Here is a 22,019-nt window from a genome sequence, read left to right as displayed (position 1 = left end):
GCTCGGAGCTCACTACGCGCGTACCAGCCGGGCCTTCACGGGCTTGGTCCCGCCTCCCTCGCCACTGGCCTCTGCCGGAATCGAAATCCCAGGTCAGAGCCGCTTTGCGGAGGTGGTGCCAGACCCCTTCGGGGCAACGCAAACTCCGGGCGACGAGTCACGGAGCAGCTAACAGGCAGCGCAAAGGGACAGTGTAGCCAAAGGCGACACTGCTGTCCAGCTCTGATTCGGAGACCGAATCGGAGACTCCTCCCGGTAGCCGTCGGGCGCGGGCGCCCGCCGGGTACTGCACCGGCCCGGACTCGCCGGGCCCACGACTCACGTGGAGTCACTTCCCTCCGGAGCCGCCGGTTATGCATCCGGCGGCGGACCAACCGGGCCGACTCGCGCCTTGAGAATCGCGCGCCCTGCCGGGTTCGTCAAGGGCCCGCCTCCGGCGCGGGCCTCGACCCGTTCATCGCGCCGGACCGCCCCGGCGTTACAGAAGCCGTGGTGGGAGCCACACCCGATGACAGCGATCACCATACCCGCCCGCACCGACAGTGCCGAGTGAGCGTTCGGCCACACCGGTGTGTCCACGCACGGGGCGCCCGCCGGGGCCGGGTACGCAAAAGGCCGGGCCGACCACCACAGGGGTGATCGGCCCGGCCCGGGCCCCCTCACAGGGGGCTCAGAAGTGCCTCCCGGCCACTAGGGCCGGGGGAAAGTCACTTGACGGTGACCTTGGCGCCGGCGCCCTCAAGGGCGGCCTTGGCCTTCTCGGCAACGTCCTTGGCGACCTTCTCCAGGACCTTGGCACCAGCGGTGTCAACGAGGTCCTTGGCCTCCTTCAGGCCGAGGGAGGTCAGGGTGCGCACCTCCTTGATGACCTGGATCTTCTTGTCGCCGGCCGACTCGAGGATGACGTCGAACTCGTCCTGCTCCTCGGCAGCGGCCTCGGCGCCACCGGCACCGCCGGCAACGACGACGGCGGCGGCCGGGGCGGCGGCGGTGACGTCGAACTTCTCCTCGAAGGCCTTCACGAACGCGGCCAGCTCGATGAGGGTGAGCTCCTCGAACTGCGCGAGCAGCTCGTCCTGGGACAGCTTCGCCATGATTGGCGTCCTTCCACTAAATCGGCAGGTGGTGCCGGATGTACGGATTGGCGGGCGTACGGGCCCGCAGCGAGGCAGGGCCTCGGCCGATCACTCGGCCGCGGTCTCCTCGGCGGCGGGAGCCGGCGTACCGGCACCGCCCTGCTCGACCTTCTCCCGAAGCGCCTCGACCGTGCGGACGAGCTTCGAGGGCAGGGCCTGGAAGAGCGCGGCAGTCTGGGACTGCTTGGCCTTCAGGGCACCGGCCAGCTTGGCGAGCAGCACCTCGCGGGACTCAAGGTCCGCGAGCTTCTTGATCTCGTCGGCGGACAGCGCCTTGCCGTCAAGGACACCGCCCTTGATGACGAGAGCGGGGTTCTCCTTGGCGAAGTCACGCAGAGCCTTCGCCGACTCCACCGGGTCACCGGTGACGAAGGCGACAGCCGTCGGACCGGCGAACAGGTCGTCGAGCTCCGTGATCCCGACCTCATTGGCCGCGATCTTGGTCAGCGTGTTCTTCACCACGGCGTACTGGGCGTTGTCACCCAGCGAGCGACGCAGGGTCTTGACCTGCTTCACCGTCAGACCGCGGTACTCGGTCAGCACGGCCGCGTTCGAGCCACGGAAAAGCTCCGTGATCTCGGCGACAGCAGCAGCCTTGTCGGGCCTAGCCATAGGCTTACGCCTCCTTCCGTGATGTCGAAGTCAGGCCGACCGCGAGAGTCGACCATTCGCGCCTCGGACCACCGGACGGAGGAAGGCCCCTGCGGAAAAGCAGATGAGCCCCGGTGCGCAGGCGCACGGGGCTCGGTGTGAACTCGACGGATCCACGTGCGGGGCACGCGACCCGGAGGTCAAAGCTCCAAACAGTCCTGCGCGGGCTGCCTGCGCGTGAAGCGCAGATCCTTCGGTCGCGCACTCCCCAGGGGGCGCACGGCGACAACCAGCGGTCTTTGGCTTCGGCAACAGTAACCGGACGCCGCCGTCCGGGGCAAATCGCCCCTCGGACGGCCTCACGGACGCCCTCCGCGGACGCGCCCCCGCGGCCCGGTGCCGGCGGCCGGTGCTCAGCGGGCCAGCGGGGAGACGCTGCGGGTGCCGGTGTCCACGGTGTCCGCCTCCGCCGGGGCCTGCGCCGAGAGCGGGCCGCCGGGCTCGGTGTAGAGCACCGAGTCGTCCAGCCGGCCGGCGTCCCCCGTCCCGGTCCGGTCCATCCGGACCAGCTGGTCCTTGTCGTTCAGCCAGAGGTCCAGGGTGAGCGAGGCCGAGCCGCCGGGTGCCAGCGCGGTCCGCAGTCCCTCCCGGCGGGCCGGGCCGAGCTGGGTCTGCGCCGCCGCGTAGCGGGCCGCGTCGGTGGCCACCCGGTAGTGCTCGACCGCCGAGTCCTCCAGCTTCTCCTCGCCGACGTACTGGACGGTGATCCCGTCGGCGGTCGCGGCGGCCAGCGCCACCACCGGATTGAGCAGGTCGATCAGCCCCGCGTACGGGATCTCCCGGTGGCCGTCCGGGCCCTGCGGCCCGGCGAACCGCTCCCAGTGCCTGCCGCCCAGCCGGGCCGCGGTGGCCGCGTCGCCGCCCTCGTAGGCCACGGTGTCCACCACGATCAGCTGCTCGGCGGCGGCCGGGGTGGAACGTTTGACCTGGAGCGCGGTCTTCGGCTGCCAGAACAACGGCCCGGAGCCGGCGTCCGCCCCCAGCCGGTAGCTCACCTTGGCGCGGCGGGCGGTCTGCATGGCGAGCTGGGCGGAGAGCAGCACCCCGTGCGGGGAGCGGTCGGTCGGCTTGGCCGGCCAGGTCGGCGAGGCGCTGCCGGGCGTCGGCGTCGGGGAGCCGGGCGCGCTCGTCGAGGAGGACGGCTCCGGGCCGCCGGCCGAGCTGCACCCGCCCGCCAGCACCGCGACGGCGACCACCGCCGCCAGCCGCTGCCGCACCGCCATCCACGCCTCCCCGAAGAACTGCCACTGATCCGGCCGGACGCCCGCGCGAGCCGCGGCGTCCGCTCCTGCCCACCTTGCCACCCGGCCTGCTCCCGCCCGGCGGCACCCCCCGCCACTCGGGCGCACCGCCGCCCCCTACGGCGTGCGGCCGGCGGAGGCGACGGCCGAGGGGACGGCGGACGGCTCGACGGGGAGGGGTTCGGCGGGGAGGGGTTCGGCCGCGGGCTCGGCGCCCTCGGCGATGTCCGTGGTGGTCACCACCGCGCCGGCGGTACCCCGGACGGTGGAGCGCACCCGCAGCAGCCGGTCCCCGGGCGCCACCCAGAACTCGTAGTCGAGCGTCTCCACCCCGTTGCGCTCGTAGTAGCCCAGCACCTCGGTCAGCCGCGCCGGGCTCAGCCCCTCGTCGGCGCCGAAGTAGTCCGCCACCGGCGCGGTGCCCCGGTAGCGCGCGACCGTCCCGCCGTTCAGCTCCTCGCCGCCGAGCGGGGTGAGCCGGCCGGCCAGCGCCATCGTGTGCGCGGGCCCGCCCGGGTTGGACAGCAGGCCGGTGATCCAGCCGCCGGCCCAGCCGGCCGCCCCGGCCGCCGCCGGGTCCAGCGACTCCGCCCCGGACCGGTCCGCCGTCCTGGGCGCCGCCCCCGGGTAGCCGAGCTCCAGCGCGCCGTCCTGGCCGTGCAGCCGCCCGGTGCCCCGCTCGTCGGTGACGGTCAGCTCGGCCGAGTCGCTGGCGCCCCAGGAGAGCGTCCCGTCGGCGCTGCGCCGCCCGGCCGGGCCCTCCCGGACCACCGTGACCCGGGCCCCGCCCGCGTCGTCCAGCCGCTGGGAGGCGGACAGCAGCACCTGCCGGGGCGGGCGCACGGTGGGCCGGTCGCTGACCGGGGTGCGGTCGCCGGACACGGCGAGCACACTGCACGCGGTCAGGCCGGCGGCGAGCAGCAGCAGGGCCGCTCCCTTGGCGGCGGGGCGGACGGCGGGCACGGCACTCTCCGGCGGTTCGGACGGCGGCGGCCCCTGGACGGGAGCACGCGGGCGGACCGGGCGAGCGTACGACGGACCGGGCGGCCGTTCGCCCCGCCGGGGGTATCGATCGGGAAACGACGGCGGGCCCGCACCCCCGGTGAAGGGGGTACGGGCCCGCCGTGCGGACGACGACTGCGATCAGACCGCGGCCGGGTCCTCCTCGACGAGGAGGTTGCGGGTGCGGTTCGGGTCCACCTGGATGCCGGGGCCCATGGTGGTCGAGAACGCGGTCTTCTTGATGTAGCGGCCCTTGGCGGCGGACGGCTTGGCGCGGAGCACCTCGTCCAGCGCGGCGGCGTAGTTCTCGACCAGCTGCTCGTCGGTGAAGGAGGCCTTACCGATGATGAAGTGGAGGTTCGAGTGCTTGTCGACGCGGAACTCGATCTTGCCGCCCTTGATGTCGTTGACAGCCTTGGCGACATCGGGGGTGACGGTGCCGGTCTTCGGGTTCGGCATCAGGCCACGGGGACCGAGCACGCGGCCGAGGCGGCCGACCTTGCCCATGAGGTCCGGGGTGGCGACGACGGCGTCGAAGTCCAGCTTGCCCTTGGCGACCTCGTCGATGAGCTCGTCGGCACCGACGATGTCGGCACCCGCAGCACGCGCGGCCTCGGCACGCTCGCCGGTCGCGAAGACCAGGACCCGAGCGGTCTTACCGGTGCCGTGCGGGAGGATCACGGTGCTGCGGACCATCTGGTCGGCCTTGCGCGGGTCGACACCCAGACGCATGGCGACCTCGACGGTGCCGTCGAACTTGGTGGTGCTGGTCGCCTTGGCGAGGCGGACGGCCTCAAGCGGGGCGTAGAGGCGCTCGCGGTCGACCTGTGCGTCCGCGGCCTTCAGAGCCTTGCTGCGCTTCACTGCTGCTCCTGAATGGTGATGGGAGTTGTGGTAATCACGGGCCAGCGCAGGCCCTACCACAGGGGACGAGAAGGGGTGATCAGCCCTCGACGGTGATGCCCATCGACCGGGCGGTGCCGGCGATGATCTTCTCCGCGGCATCCAGGTCGTTGGCGTTCAGGTCGGGCATCTTGGTGGTGGCGATCTCGCGGACCTGGGCGCTGGTGAGCTTCGCGACCTTGGTCTTGTGCGGCTCGCTGGAGCCCTTCTCGATGCCGGCGGCCTTCAGGATGAGGCGCGCGGCCGGCGGCGTCTTCGTGATGAAGGTGAAGGAACGGTCCTCGTAGACCGTGATCTCCACCGGCACGATCATGCCGCGCTGCGACTCGGTCGCGGCGTTGTAGGCCTTGCAGAACTCCATGATGTTGACGCCGTGCTGACCCAGCGCGGGGCCGACCGGCGGGGCCGGGTTGGCCGCACCGGCGTTGATCTGGAGCTTGATGAGCCCCGTGACCTTCTTCTTCTTGGGAGGCATGTCTCTCCGGGTCCTTCCGAGAGGTGATTGCTGGTGTGCGCCGAACCGGGGCGACACCCGGTCGCCAGCACACACATCGGACCAGGCTAACGCCTCGGCGTCGCTGGACCAAAACGGATTCGGGGCGGGGCCCGTGGCCCCGCCCCGAATCCGACGACGGTACGACTAGTTCTTCTGGATCTGGTCGAAGGAGAGCTCGACCGGGGTCTCCCGGCCGAAGATCTCGACCAGGCCCTTGACCTTCTTCGAGTCGGGGTTGATCTCGTTGATGGTCGCCTGCAGGGTCGCGAACGGGCCGTCGGTGACGGTGACCGAGTCGCCGACCTCGAAGTCGAGCACCTGGACCTCGACCGGGCGGACCGGGGAGGCCTTGCCGGCCTCCTTCGCGGCCTGGCGCTCCACGTCGGGGGCGAGCATCTTGACGACCTCGTCCAGGGTCAGCGGGTACGGGTCGTAGGCGTTGCCGACGAAGCCGGTGACACCGGGGGTGTTGCGCACGACGCCCCAGGACTCGGGGGTGAGGTCCATGCGCACCAGGACGTAGCCGGGGAGCTTGTTCTGGCGGATGGTCTTGCGGTCGCCGTTCTTGATCTGGACGACCTCCTCCTGCGGCACCTCGGCCTGGAAGATGTACTCCTCGACGTTGAGGGAGACGGCGCGCTGCTCCAGGTTCTGCTTCACCCGGTTCTCGTAGCCGGCGTAGGTGTGGATCACGTACCACTCGCCCGGCATGAACCGCAGGTCCTCGCGGAACTTGGCGACCGGGTCGACCTCCTCGGCCTCCTCGGCCTCCTCGGCGGCGGCCTCCTCGGCGACGGCCTCGGCCGGCTCCCCGGTCTCGTCCTCGTCGGACTCCACGTGCAGCGCGGCCTCCTCGGCCGACTCCCCGGCCTCGGCCTCGTCGGCCGCCTCGGCCTCGTCCTCGTCGGCGTCGACGGCGTCCACGATCTGCTGCTCGTCGGTCTCGACGTCGTCAGCCAGCTCGGCCGCGTCCTCGGCGGCGACATCCGCCTCGCGGACGGTCTCGTCGGCGTCGTACAGGGGGGACTCAGACACGGTGGCTGCTTCTTTCCTGGAGATGGTGAAGGTGGCGCGCTCCGCGACGGACCGGCGACGCTCCGCTCACGCGGTCGCCGGATGTTCGCCTCGGAGACTTCAACAGTACCGAGTCAACGGTAGCGGCCTCGTCCCGCCGACGCAGACAGCTCGACCCGGGCCGAGGAACGGCCCGGGTCGGGGAAGCTGTTTCGAAGGTGAACGGCTGCGTCAGCCGAAGATCCAGAGGGCTGCCTTGGAGAAGCCGTAGTCGAGACCGGACACGAAGGCCATCACGATCACGACGAACACGACCACCACGGTGGTGTAGCTCACCAGCTGGTTGCGGGTCGGCCAGACGACCTTGCGCAGTTCCGCGATGATCTGCCGGTAGAACAGGGCGAGGCGGGCGAACGCGCCCTTCTTGGCCCGCTTGCCGGACTTCTTGTCGCCAGAGCGCTTGCGACGCGACTCGCCCTCCGCGGGCGTGGTCTCGGCAGCGCCGTCGGTCCCCTCGGGGTTGCCGCTCTCAGGCGTTGCGGTGGAGCCCGTGGTCTCCGTCACTCGTCCTCACCTGAATCCGGGTCCTGCCGAGCGTCGACTGCGTACCCCGAAAAGGGCACGAGCGGCCGGCTAACGGTGCTGATCGGCGCCCTCTCCGCATCAAGCCCGCTCGCTCTGTGGAGCGAACGGGCTGGATACGGATCAAGCAGCAGGGCAAGAGGGACTTGAACCCCCAACCGCCGGTTTTGGAGACCGGTGCTCTACCAATTGAGCTATTGCCCTACGGAACCTCGCGGCCCCAGTAGCGACCACCAACCTACCGCATCTTCCGTCGATCTCCGTACGGATTCCGTACGGCGGCGGAGGCTCCGGTTCGTTCGGTGGCCGTCGAGCAGTGAGTGTACGTGGTCGGAGGGCGTTTGGTCGAACCTCTTCTTCATCCGGTCGTGGCCCGGGCCGCGCCGGGCCGCCATGTGGACGGCCCCGTACATATGGTGAAACCGCCATGCCCGGCCGGTGTGCGGTCTGCGACCATGCAGGCATGAGCGCTTCCACCCCGCAGCCCGACAGTTCCGTCCGCCCCGCCGACCGCCGCGTCTCGGCCCGGATCGGCGCGATCGCCGAGTCCGCCACCCTCGCCGTGGACGCCAAGGCCAAGGCCCTCAAGGCGGCCGGCCGTCCGGTCATCGGCTTCGGCGCCGGCGAGCCGGACTTCCCCACCCCGGACTACATCGTCGAGGCGGCCGTCGACGCCTGCCGCGACCCGAAGAACCACCGCTACACCCCGGCCGGCGGCCTGCCGGAGCTGAAGGAGGCGATCGCGGCCAAGACGCTGCGCGACTCCGGCTACGCGGTGGACGCCTCCCAGGTCCTGGTGACCAACGGCGGCAAGCAGGCGATCTACGAGGCGTTCGCGGCGATCCTCGACCCGGGCGACGAGGTCATCGTCCCGGCGCCGTACTGGACCACCTACCCGGAGTCGATCCAGCTGGCCGGCGGTGTGCCGGTGGAGGTCGTGACCGACGAGACCACCGGGTACAAGGTCTCGGTCGAGCAGCTGGAGGCCGCCCGCACCGAGAACACCAAGGTGGTCCTCTTCGTCTCGCCGTCCAACCCGACCGGCGCGGTCTACACCCGCGCCGAGGCCGAGGCGATCGGCCGCTGGGCGCTGGAGCACGGCCTGTGGGTGCTCACCGACGAGATCTACGAGCACCTGGTCTACGGCGACGCGGAGTTCACCTCGCTGCCGGCCCTGCTGCCCGAGCTGGCCGACAAGACCGTCGTGGTCAACGGCGTCGCCAAGACCTACGCGATGACCGGCTGGCGGGTGGGCTGGGTGATCGGCCCCAAGGACGTGATCAAGGCCGCGACCAATCTGCAGTCGCACGCCACCTCCAACGTCTCCAACGTCGCCCAGCGCGCCGCCCTGGCCGCCGTCTCCGGCGACCTCTCCGCCGTCCACGAGATGCGCACCGCCTTCGACCGGCGCCGCCGCACCATCGTGAAGATGCTCAACGAGATCGACGGCGTGGTCTGCCCCGAGCCCGAGGGCGCGTTCTACGTCTACCCGTCCGTCAAGGCCCTGCTCGGCAAGGAGATCCGCGGCAAGCGCCCGCAGACCTCCGCCGAGCTGGCCTCGCTGATCCTGGACGAGGCCGAGGTCGCGGTCGTCCCCGGCGAGGCCTTCGGCACCCCCGGCTACCTGCGGCTCTCCTACGCGCTGGGCGACGCCGACCTCGCCGAGGGCGTCGGCCGCATCCAGAAGCTGCTGGCCGAGGCCCGCGACTGAGGCGGTCAATCCCCGATTGACCGGGCCGCCCTCCTTCCACCCCTTCGGGGGACGGGAGGAGGGCGGTTCCCGTAGCACCCCCCGATACGGCAGGATTCGTGAATGGAACGCCTGCTGAACCCGCGAGACGTCAGGGACCTCCCGAAGGCCCACCTGCACCTGCACTTCACCGGCTCGATGCGCCCGGCCACCCTGCTCGAACTGGCCGACAAGCACGGGGTCCGGCTGCCGGAGGCGCTCAGCTCCGGCGAGCCGCCCCGACTGCGGGCCACCGACGAACGCGGCTGGTTCCGCTTCCAGCGCCTCTACGACACCGCGCGCTCCTGCCTGCGCGACGAGGGCGACATCCGCCGGCTGGTCCGCGAGACCGCCGAGGACGAGCGGCGCGACGGTTCCCGCTGGCTGGAGATCCAGGTCGACCCGACCTCCTACGCGCCCCGGCTGGGCGGCCTGATCCCCGCCCTGGAGCTGATCCTGGACGCGGTCGACGACGCCGCCGCGGCCACCGGGGTCGGCATCCGGGTCCTGGTGGCCGCCAACCGGATGAAGTCCCCGATGGACGCCCGGACGCTGGCCCGGCTCGCCGTCCGGTACGCCGACCGGGGCGTGGTCGGCTTCGGCCTCTCCAACGACGAGCGGCGCGGCCTGGCCCGCGACTTCGACCGGGCCTTCGACATCGCCCGCAAGGGCGGGCTGCTGGCCGCCCCGCACGGCGGCGAGCTGGCCGGCCCGGAGTCCGTCCGGGACTGCCTGGACGACCTCGGCGCCGGCCGGATCGGCCACGGCGTGCGGGCGGCCGAGGACGAGCGGCTGATGCAGCGGCTGGCCGACCGTCAGATCACCTGCGAGGTCTGCCCGTCCTCCAACGTCTCGCTCGGCGTCTACGAGCGCCCCGAGCAGGTCCCGCTGCGACGGCTGTTCGACGCCGGGGTGCCGCTCGCGCTCGGCGCCGACGACCCGCTGCTGTTCGGCACCCGGCTCGCCGCCCAGTACGACCTGGCCCGCGACGCGCTGGGCTTCTCCGACCAGGAACTGGCCGAGCTGGCCCGCCAGTCGGTGCGCGGCTCCTGCGCGCCCGAGAGCGTGCGCAAGGAGCTGCTCGCCGACATCGACGCCTGGCTGACCGCCTGAGCCGCCGGCCGGGAGGGCCTACAGGCGGACGCCCACCATCACCGGCTCGTTGACCAGCTCCACCCCGAAGGCCGCCCGCACGCCGTCCCGGATCTCCCGGGCCAGCGCGAGGAGGTCCTCGGTGGTGGCGGCGCCCCGGTTGGTGAGCGCCAGGGTGTGCTTCGTGGAGAGGGTCGCCGGGCCGCTGCCGTAGCCCTTGCCGAACCCGGCCTTGTCGATCAGCCAGGCCGCCGAGGTCTTGGTGCACCCGTCCGGCGCCGGGTAGGCGGGGGCGGTCAGCTCGCGGCCGGCGGTCACCGCCAGGAAGGCGGCGTACTGCTCGGCGCTCAGCACCGGGTTGGTGAAGAAGGAGCCGGCCGACCAGGTGTCGTGGTCCGCGGCGTCCAGCACCATGCCCTTGCCGGCCCGCAGGCCGAGCACCGCGTCGTGCGCCTCGCGCAGGCCGACCCGCTCGTCCTGGGCCACCCCGAAGTGCTTGGCGACCTCGGCGTAGCGGACCGGGGTGGAACGCCCGGCGGCGTCCTCCAGCGCGAAGCGGACCCGCAGCACCACGTAGCGGTCCGGCTCCGCCTTGAAGCGGCTGTGCCGGTAGGAGAAGGCGCAGGCCTCGTTGCCGAGGGTGACGGTCCTGCCGGAGCGGCGGTCGTAGGCGACCACCTCGGTGACCGTCTGGGCGACCTCCTGGCCGTACGCGCCGACGTTCTGCACCGGGGTGGCGCCGGCCGAGCCGGGGATGCCGGCCAGGAACTCGATGCCGGCCAGGCCGGCGTCGACGGTGCGGGCCACCGCGTCGGCCCACACCTCGCCCGCCGCCAGCTCCAGCGCGGTGCCGTCCAGGACGAAGCCGGTGGTGGCGATCCGCAGCACGGTGCCGGGGAAGCCGGCGTCGCCGATCACCAGGTTGGAGCCGCCGCCGATCACCAGCAGCGGCTCCCCCGCCGCGTCCGCTGCGCGGACGGCGGCGATCACCTCGTCGTCGGTGTGCGCGGTCACCAGGCGGCGGGCCGGGCCGCCGAGCCGCAGGGTGGTCAGCGGGGCGAGGGGGGCGTCGAATTCTTCCAGCACGCCCCCAGCGTACGGGGCCGTGTGCGCGGCCCCGCCCGGCCGGGGCGCGGCGTCAGGCCAGCCGGACGACCGCCCGGGACATGCCGAGCACCTTCTGGCCCGCGTAGGTCGCGACCAGGTCGACCTGGACCCGGTGGTCGTCGAGCAGCTTGGCCACCTTGCCGGTGACCTCGATCACCGAGCCGACGCCGTCGTTGGGCACCGGCACCGGACGGGTGAACCGGACGCCGTACTCGACCACCGAGGCCGGGTCGCCGACCCAGTCGGTCACCACCCGGACCGCTTCGGCCATGGTGAACATGCCGTGCGCGATGACGTCGGGCAGACCGACCTCCAGGGCGAACTTCTCGTTCCAGTGGATCGGGTTGAAGTCGCCGGAGGCCCCCGCGTACTGCACCAGGGTGGCGCGGGTCACCGGGAAGGACTGCGCCGGCAGCTCGGTGCCGGCCTCCACCTCGTCGTAACGGACCGTCATCGGGCTCACTCCCCCGTCTTCTCGTCGGCGGCCCGGGCCACCAGGGTCATGACGGACGTCACCACGTGCTCGCCGGACTCGTCCGCGATCTCGCCGCGCACGGTGAGCACGTCGTTGCCGGCCAGCGACTTGATGTTGTCCACGGTGACGGTGACGGTCAGCCGGTCACCGGCCCGCACCGGGCGGGTGTAGACGAACTTCTGGTCGCCGTGCACCACCCGGCTGTAGTCGAGGCCGAGCTCCGGGTCCTGGACGACCTGGGCGGAGGCCCGCATGCTGAGCACGATCGGGAAGGTCGGCGGGGCGATCACGTCCGGGTGGCCGAACGCCTTGGCCGCCTCGGGGTCGGTGTACGCGGGGTTGGCGTCACCCACGGCGACGGCGAACTCGCGGATCTTCTCGCGGCCGACCTCGTACGGTTCGGTGGGCGGATACGTCCGCCCGATGAAGGAGGGGTCGAGTGCCATCGGCGGAGCTCCTCGGAAACGCGGTGGACAAACGAAAGAACTCCGGGCCGCAACCCAGTGAGGGATGCGGCCCGGAGTCGTAGACCTGATGTCACACAGGCCCGGCGCCCTGCGACAGGGTCAGCGGGTCTCGCGGTGCGCGGTGTGCGAGTTGCAGCGGGGGCAGTGCTTCTTCATCTCAAGACGGTCCGGGTCGTTACGCCGGTTCTTCTTGGTGATGTAGTTCCGCTCCTTGCACTCCACGCAGGCCAGCGTGATCTTCGGGCGGACGTCGGTGGCAGCCACGGGAGTGCCTTCCTTGGACAATGAATGAGAACACAGACAAGAGTAGCCGACCGGGAGTGCGATCTCCCGACCGACTACGCGGGGTAGCGGTGACCGGACTTGAACCGGTGACACAGCGATTATGAGCCGCTTGCTCTACCAACTGAGCTACACCGCCACAGTGATCCGGAACACGGCCGAAGCCGGATCCTTCTCACCAGAGCCCCCATGCGGAATCGAACCGCAGACCTTCTCCTTACCATGGAGACGCTCTACCGACTGAGCTATAGGGGCGAACGAGGAAGAGATTACACGTTCCGCGCCCAGAGGTGAAATCCGTATCCGGCGGGGAACTCCGCAGGTCCGCGGCACGCACGGCCGGTCGATCGAAGGCAGGGCGTTCGACCGGCCCCCGCGGCCGCGGCCCGATCCGATACGACTATTGCCCGCCTCCCGGCACCCCGGGGCCTCCCCCCGTAGGCTCGGCGCTCATTGACGCCAGCAGGAGCCGGACGCGAGAAGGAGCCGGGCGATGGACAGCGCAGCCGCCGACGGACCGCAGCCCGGATCCGGCCCGGCCGCCAACCCGCTCGGGCACGGACCCGTCCTGCTGCTCACCGGGGCCAGGCTGGCGGACGGCCGGGTGGTGGACGTACGGATCAGCGGCGACCGGATCCAGGCCGTCGGCACCGCCGGCGGGCTCGGCCCGCTGCCCGCCCTGCCCGGCGCGCCCACCGTCACCACCGGGGCCCGGATCGACCTGCGCGGCTACCTGCTGCTGCCGGCGCCGGCCGAGGCCCACGCGCACTACGACGTCGCCTTCTCCGCCGCGCTGCCCGCGCCGCCCCCGGAGACGTCCACCGACCTCACCCGGCGGGTCACCGAGGCCGCGCTGACCTCGCTCGGCTACGGCGCGACCGCCCAGCGCACCCACGTCCGGATCGGCGACGTGCACGGGCTGCGCCGGCTGGAGGCGGTGCTCACCGCCCAGCAGGCGCTGCGCGGCCTCGCCGAACTGCAGGCGGTGGCGATGCCCCGGCTGCTCACCGGCCGGGCCGGGGCGGACGGCCGGGCCCAGCTGCGGGAGGCGCTCAAGCTCGGCGCCACCGCGGCCGGCGGCTGCCCCGAACTGGACCCGGACCCGGCGGGCTTCGTCCAGCTGCTGCTGGAGGCCGCCCGTGAGGCGGACTGCCCGGTGGACCTGCACACCACCGCCGCCGACCCGGGCCGGCTGGCCCGGCTGGCCGGCGCGCTCGCGCCGCTGCGGCCCCGGGTGGTGCTCGGGCCCTGCGGCTCGCTCGCGCCGGGCGCCTCGACGGTGCTGGCCAACGCCGGGGTCCGGGTGGTCTGCCTGCCGCAGAACGGCGGCTGCGCGGGGCTGGAGGGGCTGGGGCCCGGCCCGTCCCCCGCGCCGCGGGCGGCCCTGCTGCGCGAGCTGGTGAAGGCCCGGGTACCGCTGGTGGCCGGCAGCGGATCGCTGCGGGACGGCGCCAACCCGGTCGGACGGGCCGATCCGCTGGAGGCCGCGTACCTGCTGGCGGCGGGCGGCGTGCTGGACGTGGAGGGCGCGTACGACGCGGTGTCCAACCAGGCGCGGCTGGCGCTCGGGCTGCCGCCGGTGCGGGTGGACGCCGGTTTCCCGGCCGAGCTGCTGGCGGTGCGCGGGGACAGCCTGGCCGGGGCGCTGGCGGGCGGGCACAGCCGGCTCGTGGTGCACAGCGGACGGGTGGTCAGCCGGACCAGCGCGGTGCGCGAGTTCGCCGACACGGTGGCCCTGGCGCTCCCCCGGCAGTCGGACGGCACGGACGGGCGCGGGCCGGACGAGTGATCGGGGCGCGCGGCATCGGCGCCGCGCGCCCCTCCCCCACCCCCGGCCGCCGCAGCGGCGGAGCGGCGGAGCGGCGCCCCGGCATCCCCCACATGGAGCGGGACGCCGCTCCCTCACCGCTGACGCTACGCCCGCGAACGGACGGTCCCGGCGGCCCTTGACGGCCCGTTGACGCCGGGACGGCCGCTCCTGACGGCCCCTTGACGCCCGGGACCCTCAGGGCTCGTAGCGGTAGCCGATCCCCGGCTCGGTGATCAGATGGCGCGGCCGGGCCGGATCGCGTTCCAGCTTGCGGCGCAGTCCGGCCAGGTAGACCCGCAGGTAGTTGCCGCGCCGCTCCTGGGCCGGCCCCCAGACCTCGCGCAGGATCTGCCGCCCGGGCACCAGCCGCCCCGGGTTGGCCAGCAGCAGGGCGAGGATCCGCCACTCGGTCGGGGTGAGCCGCACCGGCCCGCCGGGACCGGTCACGGTGGTGGCGGCGAGGTCCACCGTGTGGTCGCCGATCACCGGCACGGGCGCCGCCGCGGCGGCGAACGGCGGGCGGCGCAGCACGGCCCGCAGCCGGGCCAGCAGTTCCTCCATCAGGAAGGGTTTGGTGAGGTAGTCGTCGGCCCCCGCGTCCAGCGCGTCGACCTTGTCGGCGGCGCCGGAGCGGCCGGACAGCACGATGATCGGCACCGCGCTGCGGCGGCGCAGGCCGCGCAGGACCTCCATGCCGTCCAGGTCGGGCAGGCCGAGGTCGAGCAGGACGGCGTCGGGGCTGCTGCGCGCGGCGCGGTCCAGCGCCTCGCCGCCGGTGGCGGCGGTGCGCACGGCGTACTGCCGGGCGCCCAGGTTGATCCGCAGGGTGCGCAGCAGCGCGGGCTCGTCGTCGACGACCAGGATCTCGCTCATGCGGGGGCCTCCCCCTCGGACAGCGGTTGCGCGGCGGGCAGGGTGAGCAGCATGGTGGTGCCGCCGCCGGGGGTGTCCTCGACCTCCAGGCTGCCGCCCATCGCCTCGGCCAGGCCGCGGGAGAGGGCGAGGCCGAGGCCGACGCCCTGGGTGTTGTCGGTGTCGCCGAGGCGCTGGAACGGCAGGAAGACCCGGTCGCGGTCCTCGGGGGCGATGCCGGGGCCGCGGTCGATCACCCGCAGTTCGACCCGCTGGGCGTGGTGGCTGGCGGCGACCAGCACGGGCGCGCCGGGGGCGTTGTGCCGCAGCGCGTTGGTGATCACATTGGCGAGCACCCGCTCCAGCAGCGGCGGGTCGGCGAGGACGGGCGGCGCGCTGTCCAGGTCGAGCGGCTGGACGGGGGCGTACGGGTCGGCGAGCGAGTCGAGGGCGCGCGGCAGGATCTCGTCGAGGTGGGTCTCGGCGAGGTGGAGGGTGAGGGCGCCGGCCTGGAGGCGGCTCATGTCGAGCAGGTTGTCCACCAGCCGGGTGAGTCGGACGAGCGACTCGTCGGCGGTGGCGAGCAGTTCGGCGCGGTCCTCGGGCGAGAACTCGACGTCGGGGCTGCGCAGCGAGCCGACCGAGGCGAGGGCGGCGGCGAGCGGGGTGCGCAGGTCGTGGCTGACGGCGGCGAGCAGGGCGGTGCGCATCCGGTCGGCGGCCTTGATCGGTTCGACCTCGGCGGCGACCACGGCGAGCCGGTCGCGTTCCAGGGCGGCGGCGACGTGCGCGGCGAAGGCGGTGAGGACGCGCTGGTCGGCGGCGGGCAGCCGGCGGCCGGTCAGGACGAGGACGGCGTCGGCGCCGACCGGGACCTCGGTGGTGGCCACGGCCTGCCCGGGTCCGGTCCGCCGGCCGTCCTCGTCCCCCTCGCCGTCGGGGGTGGCGCCGTCGGGGGTGGCGCCGTCGGGGGTGGCGCAGGAGGCCAGCACCTCTCCGCCGGAGCGCTCCAGCAGGGCGACGGTCCGCATGCCGAAGGCGGTGCGGGACTTCTCCAGCAGGGCGGGCAGCGCGTCGGCGCCGCGCAGCACGCTGCCGGCCAGGGTGGAGAGGGTCTCGGCCTCGGCGGTGGCCCGGGCGGCCCGGGCGGTGAGCCGGGCGGCGTGGTCGACCACGGTGGAGACGGTCAGCGCGACGGCGGCGAAGACCACCAGGGCGATGATGTTGTTGGTCTCGCCGATGGTGAAGTCGTGGACGGGCGGGATGAAGAAGTAGTTGAGCAGCACCGAGGCGACCAGCGAGGCCACCAGCGCGGAGGTGGCGCCGCCGAGCAGGGCCACCGCCACCACGCCGAGCTGGAAGATCAGCGCGTCGGTGGTGAGGTTGACGGTCCCGTGGGACTGCGAGAGCAGCGCGGTCAGCAGCCAGGGCACCACCAGGCCGGCGAGGAAGCCGGCGACGGTCCGCCGCCGGGAGTGGCGGCGGCCGAGGGCGGGCAGCCGGCCGCGGCCGGTGAACGCGTGGGTGACCATGTGGACGTCGATGTCCTCGGAGGCGTCCACGGTGGTCTCGCCGATGCCCGGGCCGGTGAGGAAGCGGGCGGTGCGCCCGCGCCGGCTGGTGCCGAGGACGAGCTGGGTGGCGTCGTGGGCGCGGGCGAAGGCGAGCAGCGCGGTGGGGATGTCGTCGCCGACGACCACGTGGTAGCTGCCGCCGAGGGACTCCACCAGCTGCCGCTGCTGGGCGAGCGCGCCGGAGGAGGCTCCGGCCAGGCCGTCGCTGCGGGTGACGTGGACGGCGAGCAGGTCGCCGCCCGCGGTGCGGTCCGAGATGCGGGCGGCGCGGCGGATCAGCGTTTCGCCCTCGGGGCCGCCGGTGAGGGCGACCACGATCCGCTCGCGGGTCTCCCAGACCCGGTCGATGTCGTGGCTGGCCCGGTAGTCGCGCAGGCCCTCGTCGACCCGCCCGGCCACCCAGAGCAGGGCGAGTTCGCGCAGGGCGGCGAGGTTGCCGACCCGGAAGTAGTGGGAGAGCGCGGCGTCCACCTTCTCCGCCCGGTAGACGTTGCCGTGGGCCATCCGGCGGCGCAGCGCCTGGGGGGCCATGTCGACGAGTTCGATCTGGTCGGCCCGGCGGACCACCTCGTCCGGGACGGTCTCGCGCTGCGGGATCCCGGTGATCTTGCGGACCACGTCGTTCAGGGATTCCAGGTGCTGGACGTTGACGGTGGTGATGACGTCGATCCCGGCGTCCAGCAGTTCCTCGACGTCCTGCCAGCGCTTGGCGTGGCGTCCGCCGGGGATGTTGGTGTGGGCGAGTTCGTCGACCAGGACGACGGCGGGCCGGCGGGCCAGCACGGCGTCGAGGTCCATCTCCTCGAAGTCGGTGTCCCGGTAGGAGCGGTGGGCGCGCGGCAGGACCTCCAGGCCGTCGAGCATGGCCTCGGTGTGCCGGCGGCCGTGGCACTCGATCCAGCCGACGACGAGGTCCGCGCCGCGGTCCCGTCTGCGCCGGGCCTCGTCCAGCATCCGGTAGGTCTTGCCGACACCGGGGGCGGAGCCGAGGTACACCCGCAGCCGGCCGCGTCGGTGGCCGGTGCCGGGGGTGAGGTCGCGGGCCATGGGCGCTGCTCTTCCGTTCTGCGTCGGGAGGGGGACACGGACGGCGGGCCGGTCCGGGCACGGGGCGCTCGCCCCGGTCCGGACCGGCCCGTCTCAGGTGCTCGGCCGAGCTGGTGTCACTTCCGCTCCGCCAGTGCCTTGTTGAGCAGGAGGACGTTGACGCCCGGCTGGCCGAGGAAGCCCAGGGCGCGGCCGTCGGTGTACTTCCCGACCAGCTCGCGGACGGTGTCCACCGGCAGGTCGCGGGCCTTGGCGACCCGCTCGGCCTGCTGCTCGGCGTAGGCGGTGGAGATGTGCGGGTCGAGGCCGGAGCCGGAGGCGGTGAGGGCGTCGGCCGGGACGCTCGCCGGGTCGACGCCGTCGAACGCGGCGACGGCCTGGCGGCGTTCCTCGACGGTCGTGGTGAGGTCCTCGCTGGCGGGGCCCAGGTTGGAGGCGCCGGAGGCCGTCGGGTCGTAGGCGCCGGGCCGCGGCTGGAACCACTTCGGGTCCGGCCGGGGGGCCTCGTCCGGGTCGTCCGGGTTCTGCTTGGGCAGGTTGAAGGTCTGGCCCAGCAGGCTGGAGCCGGCCTCCTTGCCGTCGACCTTCACGATCGAGCCGTTGGCCTTGTCGGCGAAGGCCAGTTGGGAGATGCCGGTGACCAGCAGCGGGTAGGCGATGCCGAGGAGCACCGTCAGGACCAGCAGGGCGCGCAGCGCGGTGAGGCAGGTGCGCACGGCGGTGGGCAGGGGCTTGGACATGGAACGCTCTCCTCTCGTGCTAGTTGAGGCCGGGGATGAACTGGACGACCAGGTCGATGAGTTTGATGCCGGCGAACGGGACGACGAGGCCGCCGAAGCCGTAGAGGCCGATGTTGCGGCGCAGCAGGGAGCCGGCGTCGGAGGGGCGGTAGCGCACGCCGCGCAGGGCCAGCGGGATGAGGCCGACGATGACCAGCGCGTTGAAGACGATCGCCGAGGTGATCGCGGACTGCGGGCTGTGCAGGTGCATGATGTTGAGCTTGTCCAGGCCCGGGTACACGGCGGCGAACATCGCCGGGATGATCGCGAAGTACTTCGCGACGTCGTTGGCGATGGAGAAGGTGGTCAGCGCGCCGCGGGTGATGAGGAGCTGCTTGCCGATCTCGACGATCTCGATCAGCTTGGTGGGGTTGGAGTCCAGGTCGACCATGTTGCCGGCCTCCTTGGCCGCCATGGTGCCGGTGTTCATCGCGACCCCGACGTCGGCCTGGGCGAGGGCGGGGGCGTCGTTGGTGCCGTCGCCCGTCATCGCGACCAGCTTGCCGCCGGCCTGCTCCTTCTTGATCAGGGCCATCTTGTCCTCGGGGGTGGCCTCGGCGAGGAAGTCGTCGACGCCGGCCTCCTCCGCGATCGCCCGGGCGGTCAGCGGGTTGTCACCGGTGATCATGACGGTCCTGATGCCCATCCGGCGCAGCTCGTCGAACCGCTCCCGCATGCCCTCCTTGACCACGTCCTTGAGGTGGATGACGCCCAGCACCCGGGCGGGCGCGTCACCGTTCCTGACCGCGACGACCAGCGGGGTGCCGCCGGCCGCGGAGATGCCGTCGACCAGGGCGGAGACCTCCTCGGTGACGGTGCCGCCGTTGCCCTCGACCCAGGCGGAGACGGCCGCGGCCGCGCCCTTGCGGACCTGCTGGAGCCCTTCCGGCTCGTCGAGGTCCACCCCGGACATCCGGGTCTGCGCCGTGAACGGCACCCAGGTGGCGTGGGCCAGCTCGCCCTGGGCGCGGGCCCGCAGGCCGTAGGCCGTCTTGGCGAGGACCACGATCGAGCGGCCCTCCGGCGTCTCGTCCGCGAGGGAGGAGAGCTGGGCGGCGTCGGCGAGTTCCTCGGTGCGCACGCCCCGGGCCGGCCGGAACTCGGCGGCCTGGCGGTTGCCGAGGGTGATGGTGCCGGTCTTGTCGAGCAGCAGGGTGGTGACGTCGCCGGCGGCCTCGACGGCGCGGCCGGACATCGCCAGCACGTTGCGCTGGACCAGCCGGTCCATGCCGGCGATGCCGATCGCCGAGAGCAGCGCGCCGATCGTGGTCGGGATCAGCGCCACGATCAGCGCGACCAGCACGATCATCGACTGCGGGGCGCCCGCGTAGCCCGCCATCGGCTGCAGGGTGACGACCGCGACCAGGAAGACGATGGTCAGCGAGGCCAGCAGGATGTTGAGCGCGATCTCGTTGGGCGTCTTCTGCCGGGCGGCGCCCTCGACGAGCGCGATCATCCGGTCGATGAAGGTCTTGCCGGGCTCGGAGGAGATCTTCACCACGATCCGGTCGGACAGCACCTTGGTGCCTCCGGTGACCGCCGAGCGGTCGCCGCCCGACTCGCGGATCACCGGCGCGGACTCGCCGGTGATCGCCGACTCGTCGACCGAGGCCACGCCCTCGACGACGTCGCCGTCACCGGGGATGGTCTGGCCGGCCTCGACCACCACGTGGTCGCCCAGCCGCAGCGCGGTGCCGGGCACCTCCTCCTCGGCCTGCGAGGCCGGCCAGTCGGTGAGGCGGCGCGCCGTGGTGTCGCTCTTGGTGCGCCGCAGGGTGTCGGCCTGCGCCTTGCCGCGGCCCTCCGCGACGGCCTCGGCCAGGTTGGCGAAGACCGTGGTCAGCCAGAGCCACACCGTGATCGCCCAGGCGAACACGCTCGGGTCGGCCACCGCCGCGACGGTGGTGACGACGGAGCCGACCTCGACCACGAACATCACCGGGTTCTTGACCATCACCCGGGGGTCAAGCTTCTTCACCGCGTCCGGCAGGGAGGCCAGGAGCAGCTTCGGGTCCAGCAGGCCACCGGCCGCGCGGTGCGGCGCCCCGGCGGACGCCGGCTCCGGCTGCGGGGCCGGCGCACCGGCCCGCTCGGACTCTTCGGTCAGGGTGGACGACATCAGGAGAGACCTTCCGCGATCGGCCCGAGGGCCAGGGCCGGGAAGTAGGTGAGGCCGACGACGATCAGGACGACGCCCGACAGCAGGCCCACGAACAGCGGCTTGTGGGTGGGCAGGGTGCCCGGGGTGGCGGGGACCGGCTGCTGCTGGGCGAGCGCGCCGGCCAGGGCGAGGACGAAGACCATCGGCACGAAGCGGCCGAACACCATGGCCAGGCCGATCGCGGTGTCGTACCAGTCGGTGTTGACGGTGATGCCGCCGAACGCCGAGCCGTTGTTGTTGGCGCCCGAGGTGAACGCGTACAGCACCTCGGAGAAGCCGTGCGCACCGGTGTTGAGCATCCCGGCCCGCTCGCCCGGCAGGGCCATCGCCACACCCGTGCCGACCAGCACGATCGTCGGCGTGGTCAGGATGTAGAGGGAGGCGAACTTCATCTCCCGGCCGCCGAGCTTCTTGCCCAGGTACTCCGGGGTGCGTCCGACCATCAGACCGGCCACGAAGACCGCGACGACGGCCAGCACCAGCATCCCGTACAGGCCCGAGCCCACCCCGCCGGGCGCGATCTCGCCCAGCATCATGTTGAACATCGTCAGCCCGCCGCCGAACGGCGTGTACGAGTCGTGGAAGGAGTTCACCGCTCCGGTCGACGTCAGCGTCGTCGACGCCGCGAACAGCGAGCTGGCCGCGATGCCGAACCGCTGCTCCTTGCCCTCCAGCGCGCCGCCGGCCGCCTGCAGGGCGCTGCCCGCGTGCTGCGACTCGGCGAGGGTGATCAGCGCCGTCGAGGCGATCCAGAACAGCGCCATCACGGAGACGATCGCGTAGCCCTGCCGGTGGTCTCCGGCCATCCGGCCGAAGGCGCGCGGCAACGCGAACGGGATCAGCAGGATCAGGAAGACCTCGACCAGGTTGGAGAAGCCGCTCGGGTTCTCGAACGGGTGCGCCGAGTTGGCGTTGTAGAAGCCGCCGCCGTTGGTGCCCAGCAGCTTGATGACCTCCTGGGAGGCCACCGGCCCGCCGGGGACCGCCTGCGGGTCGCCCGCCAGCGTGGCCACCTCGTGGAAGCCGTGGAAGTTCTGCACCACGCCGCTCGCCACCAGGACCAGGGCGAAGACGACCGCGACCGGCAGCAGCAGCCGCACGCTGATCCGGGTGAGGTCCACCCAGAAGTTGCCGACCCGGTCGGTGCGGTTGCGCGTGAAGCCGCGGATCAGGGTCGCCACGACGGCGATGCCGACGGCGGCGGAGACGAAGTTCTGCACCGCGAGGCCGGCCATCTGGGCCAGGTGTCCCATCGCGGCCTCGCCGCTGTAGGACTGCCAGTTGGTGTTGGCGACGAAGGAGATCGCGGTGTTCCAGGCCTGGTGGCCCTCCATCTGCGGCACGCCGAGGTTCAGCGGCAGCCACTGCTGGAGGCGGATCAGGCCGTAGAGGAAGAGGACGGAGACCGCCGAGAAGGCCAGCACCGAGCGCAGGTAGACCGGCCAGCGCTGGTCGGCGTCGGCGTCCACGCCGATCACCCGGTAGAGCGCCTTCTCGGCTCTGAGGTGCCGGGAGGTGGTGAGGATGCGGGCGATGTAGTCGCCCAGGGGGCGGTAGCACAGGGCCAGGGCGCCCACCAGGGCGAGGACCTGCAGCCAGCCCGCGAGAGTCGAGCCCAT

The 22,019-nt window shown here is 72.7% G+C and carries 20 protein-coding genes and 3 tRNA genes; 3 read left to right on the top strand and 20 right to left on the bottom strand.

The window, feature by feature from the left end; translation table 11 throughout:
* Positions 1–707: 707 nt before the first annotated feature.
* The 9 genes from rplL to ACF1AK_RS15325 all read right to left on the bottom strand — a co-directional run bounded on the left by rplL (position 708) and on the right by ACF1AK_RS15325 (position 7,229).
* Positions 708–1,094: a 50S ribosomal protein L7/L12 gene (gene rplL, locus ACF1AK_RS15365; protein ID WP_380289416.1), complete on the bottom strand. Its 387-nt coding sequence runs from the start codon at positions 1,092–1,094 to the stop codon at positions 708–710.
* Between the two features lie 90 nt (positions 1,095–1,184).
* The gene (gene rplJ, locus ACF1AK_RS15360; protein ID WP_391499279.1) at positions 1,185–1,748 is read right to left on the bottom strand and encodes a 50S ribosomal protein L10; all 564 of its coding nucleotides are present in this window, start codon (positions 1,746–1,748) and stop codon (positions 1,185–1,187) included.
* Between the two features lie 392 nt (positions 1,749–2,140).
* A complete protein-coding gene (locus ACF1AK_RS15355; protein WP_391499278.1) occupies positions 2,141–3,010 on the bottom strand; it encodes a hypothetical protein in 870 nt (289 codons plus the stop codon).
* Between the two features lie 135 nt (positions 3,011–3,145).
* The gene (locus tag ACF1AK_RS15350; protein ID WP_391499277.1) at positions 3,146–3,991 is read right to left on the bottom strand and encodes a hypothetical protein; all 846 of its coding nucleotides are present in this window, start codon (positions 3,989–3,991) and stop codon (positions 3,146–3,148) included.
* Positions 3,992–4,171: 180 nt separating this feature from the next.
* Positions 4,172–4,894: a 50S ribosomal protein L1 gene (gene rplA / locus ACF1AK_RS15345; protein WP_207809814.1), complete on the bottom strand. Its 723-nt coding sequence runs from the start codon at positions 4,892–4,894 to the stop codon at positions 4,172–4,174.
* 79 nt (positions 4,895–4,973) lie between these two features.
* Positions 4,974–5,408 (bottom strand): 50S ribosomal protein L11, encoded by a 435-nt coding sequence (gene rplK / locus ACF1AK_RS15340; RefSeq protein WP_224278191.1) that lies wholly within the window; start codon positions 5,406–5,408, stop codon positions 4,974–4,976.
* 165 nt (positions 5,409–5,573) lie between these two features.
* The gene (gene nusG, locus ACF1AK_RS15335; protein ID WP_391499276.1) at positions 5,574–6,464 is read right to left on the bottom strand and encodes a transcription termination/antitermination protein NusG; all 891 of its coding nucleotides are present in this window, start codon (positions 6,462–6,464) and stop codon (positions 5,574–5,576) included.
* 210 nt (positions 6,465–6,674) lie between these two features.
* Positions 6,675–7,007, bottom strand: a complete 333-nt coding sequence (gene secE / locus ACF1AK_RS15330) for a preprotein translocase subunit SecE (RefSeq protein ID WP_380289407.1) — start codon at positions 7,005–7,007, stop codon at positions 6,675–6,677.
* Positions 7,008–7,156: 149 nt separating this feature from the next.
* Positions 7,157–7,229, bottom strand: a tRNA-Trp gene (locus ACF1AK_RS15325).
* Positions 7,230–7,488: 259 nt separating this feature from the next.
* On the opposite strand from ACF1AK_RS15325, the gene ACF1AK_RS15320 reads away from it, so the two are divergent.
* Together ACF1AK_RS15320 and ACF1AK_RS15315 are read left to right on the top strand one after the other, a co-directional pair.
* Positions 7,489–8,736, top strand: a complete 1,248-nt coding sequence (locus ACF1AK_RS15320; RefSeq protein WP_391499275.1) for a pyridoxal phosphate-dependent aminotransferase — start codon at positions 7,489–7,491, stop codon at positions 8,734–8,736.
* A gap of 102 nt (positions 8,737–8,838) precedes the next feature.
* Entirely contained in the window at positions 8,839–9,867 is a 1,029-nt protein-coding gene (locus ACF1AK_RS15315) for an adenosine deaminase (RefSeq protein WP_391499274.1), read from the top strand.
* Between the two features lie 18 nt (positions 9,868–9,885).
* Here the strand turns inward: ACF1AK_RS15315 and ACF1AK_RS15310 are convergent, their stop codons facing one another.
* The 6 genes from ACF1AK_RS15310 to ACF1AK_RS15285 all read right to left on the bottom strand — a co-directional run bounded on the left by ACF1AK_RS15310 (position 9,886) and on the right by ACF1AK_RS15285 (position 12,432).
* Positions 9,886–10,932 (bottom strand): UDP-N-acetylmuramate dehydrogenase, encoded by a 1,047-nt coding sequence (locus ACF1AK_RS15310; RefSeq protein WP_391499273.1) that lies wholly within the window; start codon positions 10,930–10,932, stop codon positions 9,886–9,888.
* Between the two features lie 52 nt (positions 10,933–10,984).
* Complete coding sequence (locus tag ACF1AK_RS15305) at positions 10,985–11,407, bottom strand: MaoC family dehydratase (RefSeq protein ID WP_391499272.1); 423 nt, start codon at positions 11,405–11,407, stop codon at positions 10,985–10,987.
* 5 nt (positions 11,408–11,412) lie between these two features.
* A complete protein-coding gene (locus ACF1AK_RS15300) occupies positions 11,413–11,874 on the bottom strand; it encodes a MaoC family dehydratase N-terminal domain-containing protein (protein WP_391499271.1) in 462 nt (153 codons plus the stop codon).
* A gap of 120 nt (positions 11,875–11,994) precedes the next feature.
* Positions 11,995–12,159: a 50S ribosomal protein L33 gene (gene rpmG / locus ACF1AK_RS15295; protein WP_006604855.1), complete on the bottom strand. Its 165-nt coding sequence runs from the start codon at positions 12,157–12,159 to the stop codon at positions 11,995–11,997.
* Between the two features lie 84 nt (positions 12,160–12,243).
* Positions 12,244–12,316, bottom strand: a tRNA-Met gene (locus tag ACF1AK_RS15290).
* Positions 12,317–12,359: 43 nt separating this feature from the next.
* Positions 12,360–12,432, bottom strand: a tRNA-Thr gene (locus ACF1AK_RS15285).
* Positions 12,433–12,670: 238 nt separating this feature from the next.
* Here ACF1AK_RS15285 and ACF1AK_RS15280 point away from each other — a divergent pair.
* Positions 12,671–13,966: a hydrolase gene (locus ACF1AK_RS15280; protein WP_391499270.1), complete on the top strand. Its 1,296-nt coding sequence runs from the start codon at positions 12,671–12,673 to the stop codon at positions 13,964–13,966.
* A gap of 216 nt (positions 13,967–14,182) precedes the next feature.
* Here the strand turns inward: ACF1AK_RS15280 and ACF1AK_RS15275 are convergent, their stop codons facing one another.
* The 5 genes from ACF1AK_RS15275 to kdpA form a co-directional block, all read right to left on the bottom strand.
* Positions 14,183–14,860, bottom strand: a complete 678-nt coding sequence (locus tag ACF1AK_RS15275; RefSeq protein ID WP_391499269.1) for a response regulator — start codon at positions 14,858–14,860, stop codon at positions 14,183–14,185.
* Positions 14,857–17,460, bottom strand: coding sequence for an ATP-binding protein (locus tag ACF1AK_RS15270; RefSeq protein ID WP_391499268.1), 2,604 nt, complete (start codon positions 17,458–17,460; stop codon positions 14,857–14,859). The genes ACF1AK_RS15275 and ACF1AK_RS15270 overlap by 4 nt, the downstream gene beginning before the upstream one ends.
* A gap of 116 nt (positions 17,461–17,576) precedes the next feature.
* Positions 17,577–18,200: a potassium-transporting ATPase subunit KdpC gene (gene kdpC / locus ACF1AK_RS15265; protein WP_391499267.1), complete on the bottom strand. Its 624-nt coding sequence runs from the start codon at positions 18,198–18,200 to the stop codon at positions 17,577–17,579.
* A 19-nt stretch (positions 18,201–18,219) separates the two neighbouring features.
* Positions 18,220–20,358, bottom strand: a complete 2,139-nt coding sequence (gene kdpB / locus ACF1AK_RS15260; RefSeq protein WP_391499266.1) for a potassium-transporting ATPase subunit KdpB — start codon at positions 20,356–20,358, stop codon at positions 18,220–18,222.
* Positions 20,358–22,019, bottom strand: coding sequence for a potassium-transporting ATPase subunit KdpA (gene kdpA, locus ACF1AK_RS15255; RefSeq protein ID WP_391499265.1), 1,662 nt, complete (start codon positions 22,017–22,019; stop codon positions 20,358–20,360). Before kdpA ends, kdpB begins: the two co-directional genes overlap by 1 nt.

The sequence above is a fragment of the Kitasatospora sp. NPDC015120 genome (assembly GCF_043080305.1).
GTDB lineage: Bacteria > Actinomycetota > Actinomycetes > Streptomycetales > Streptomycetaceae > Kitasatospora.
This window is presented reverse-complemented; position numbering and strand designations above follow the sequence as displayed.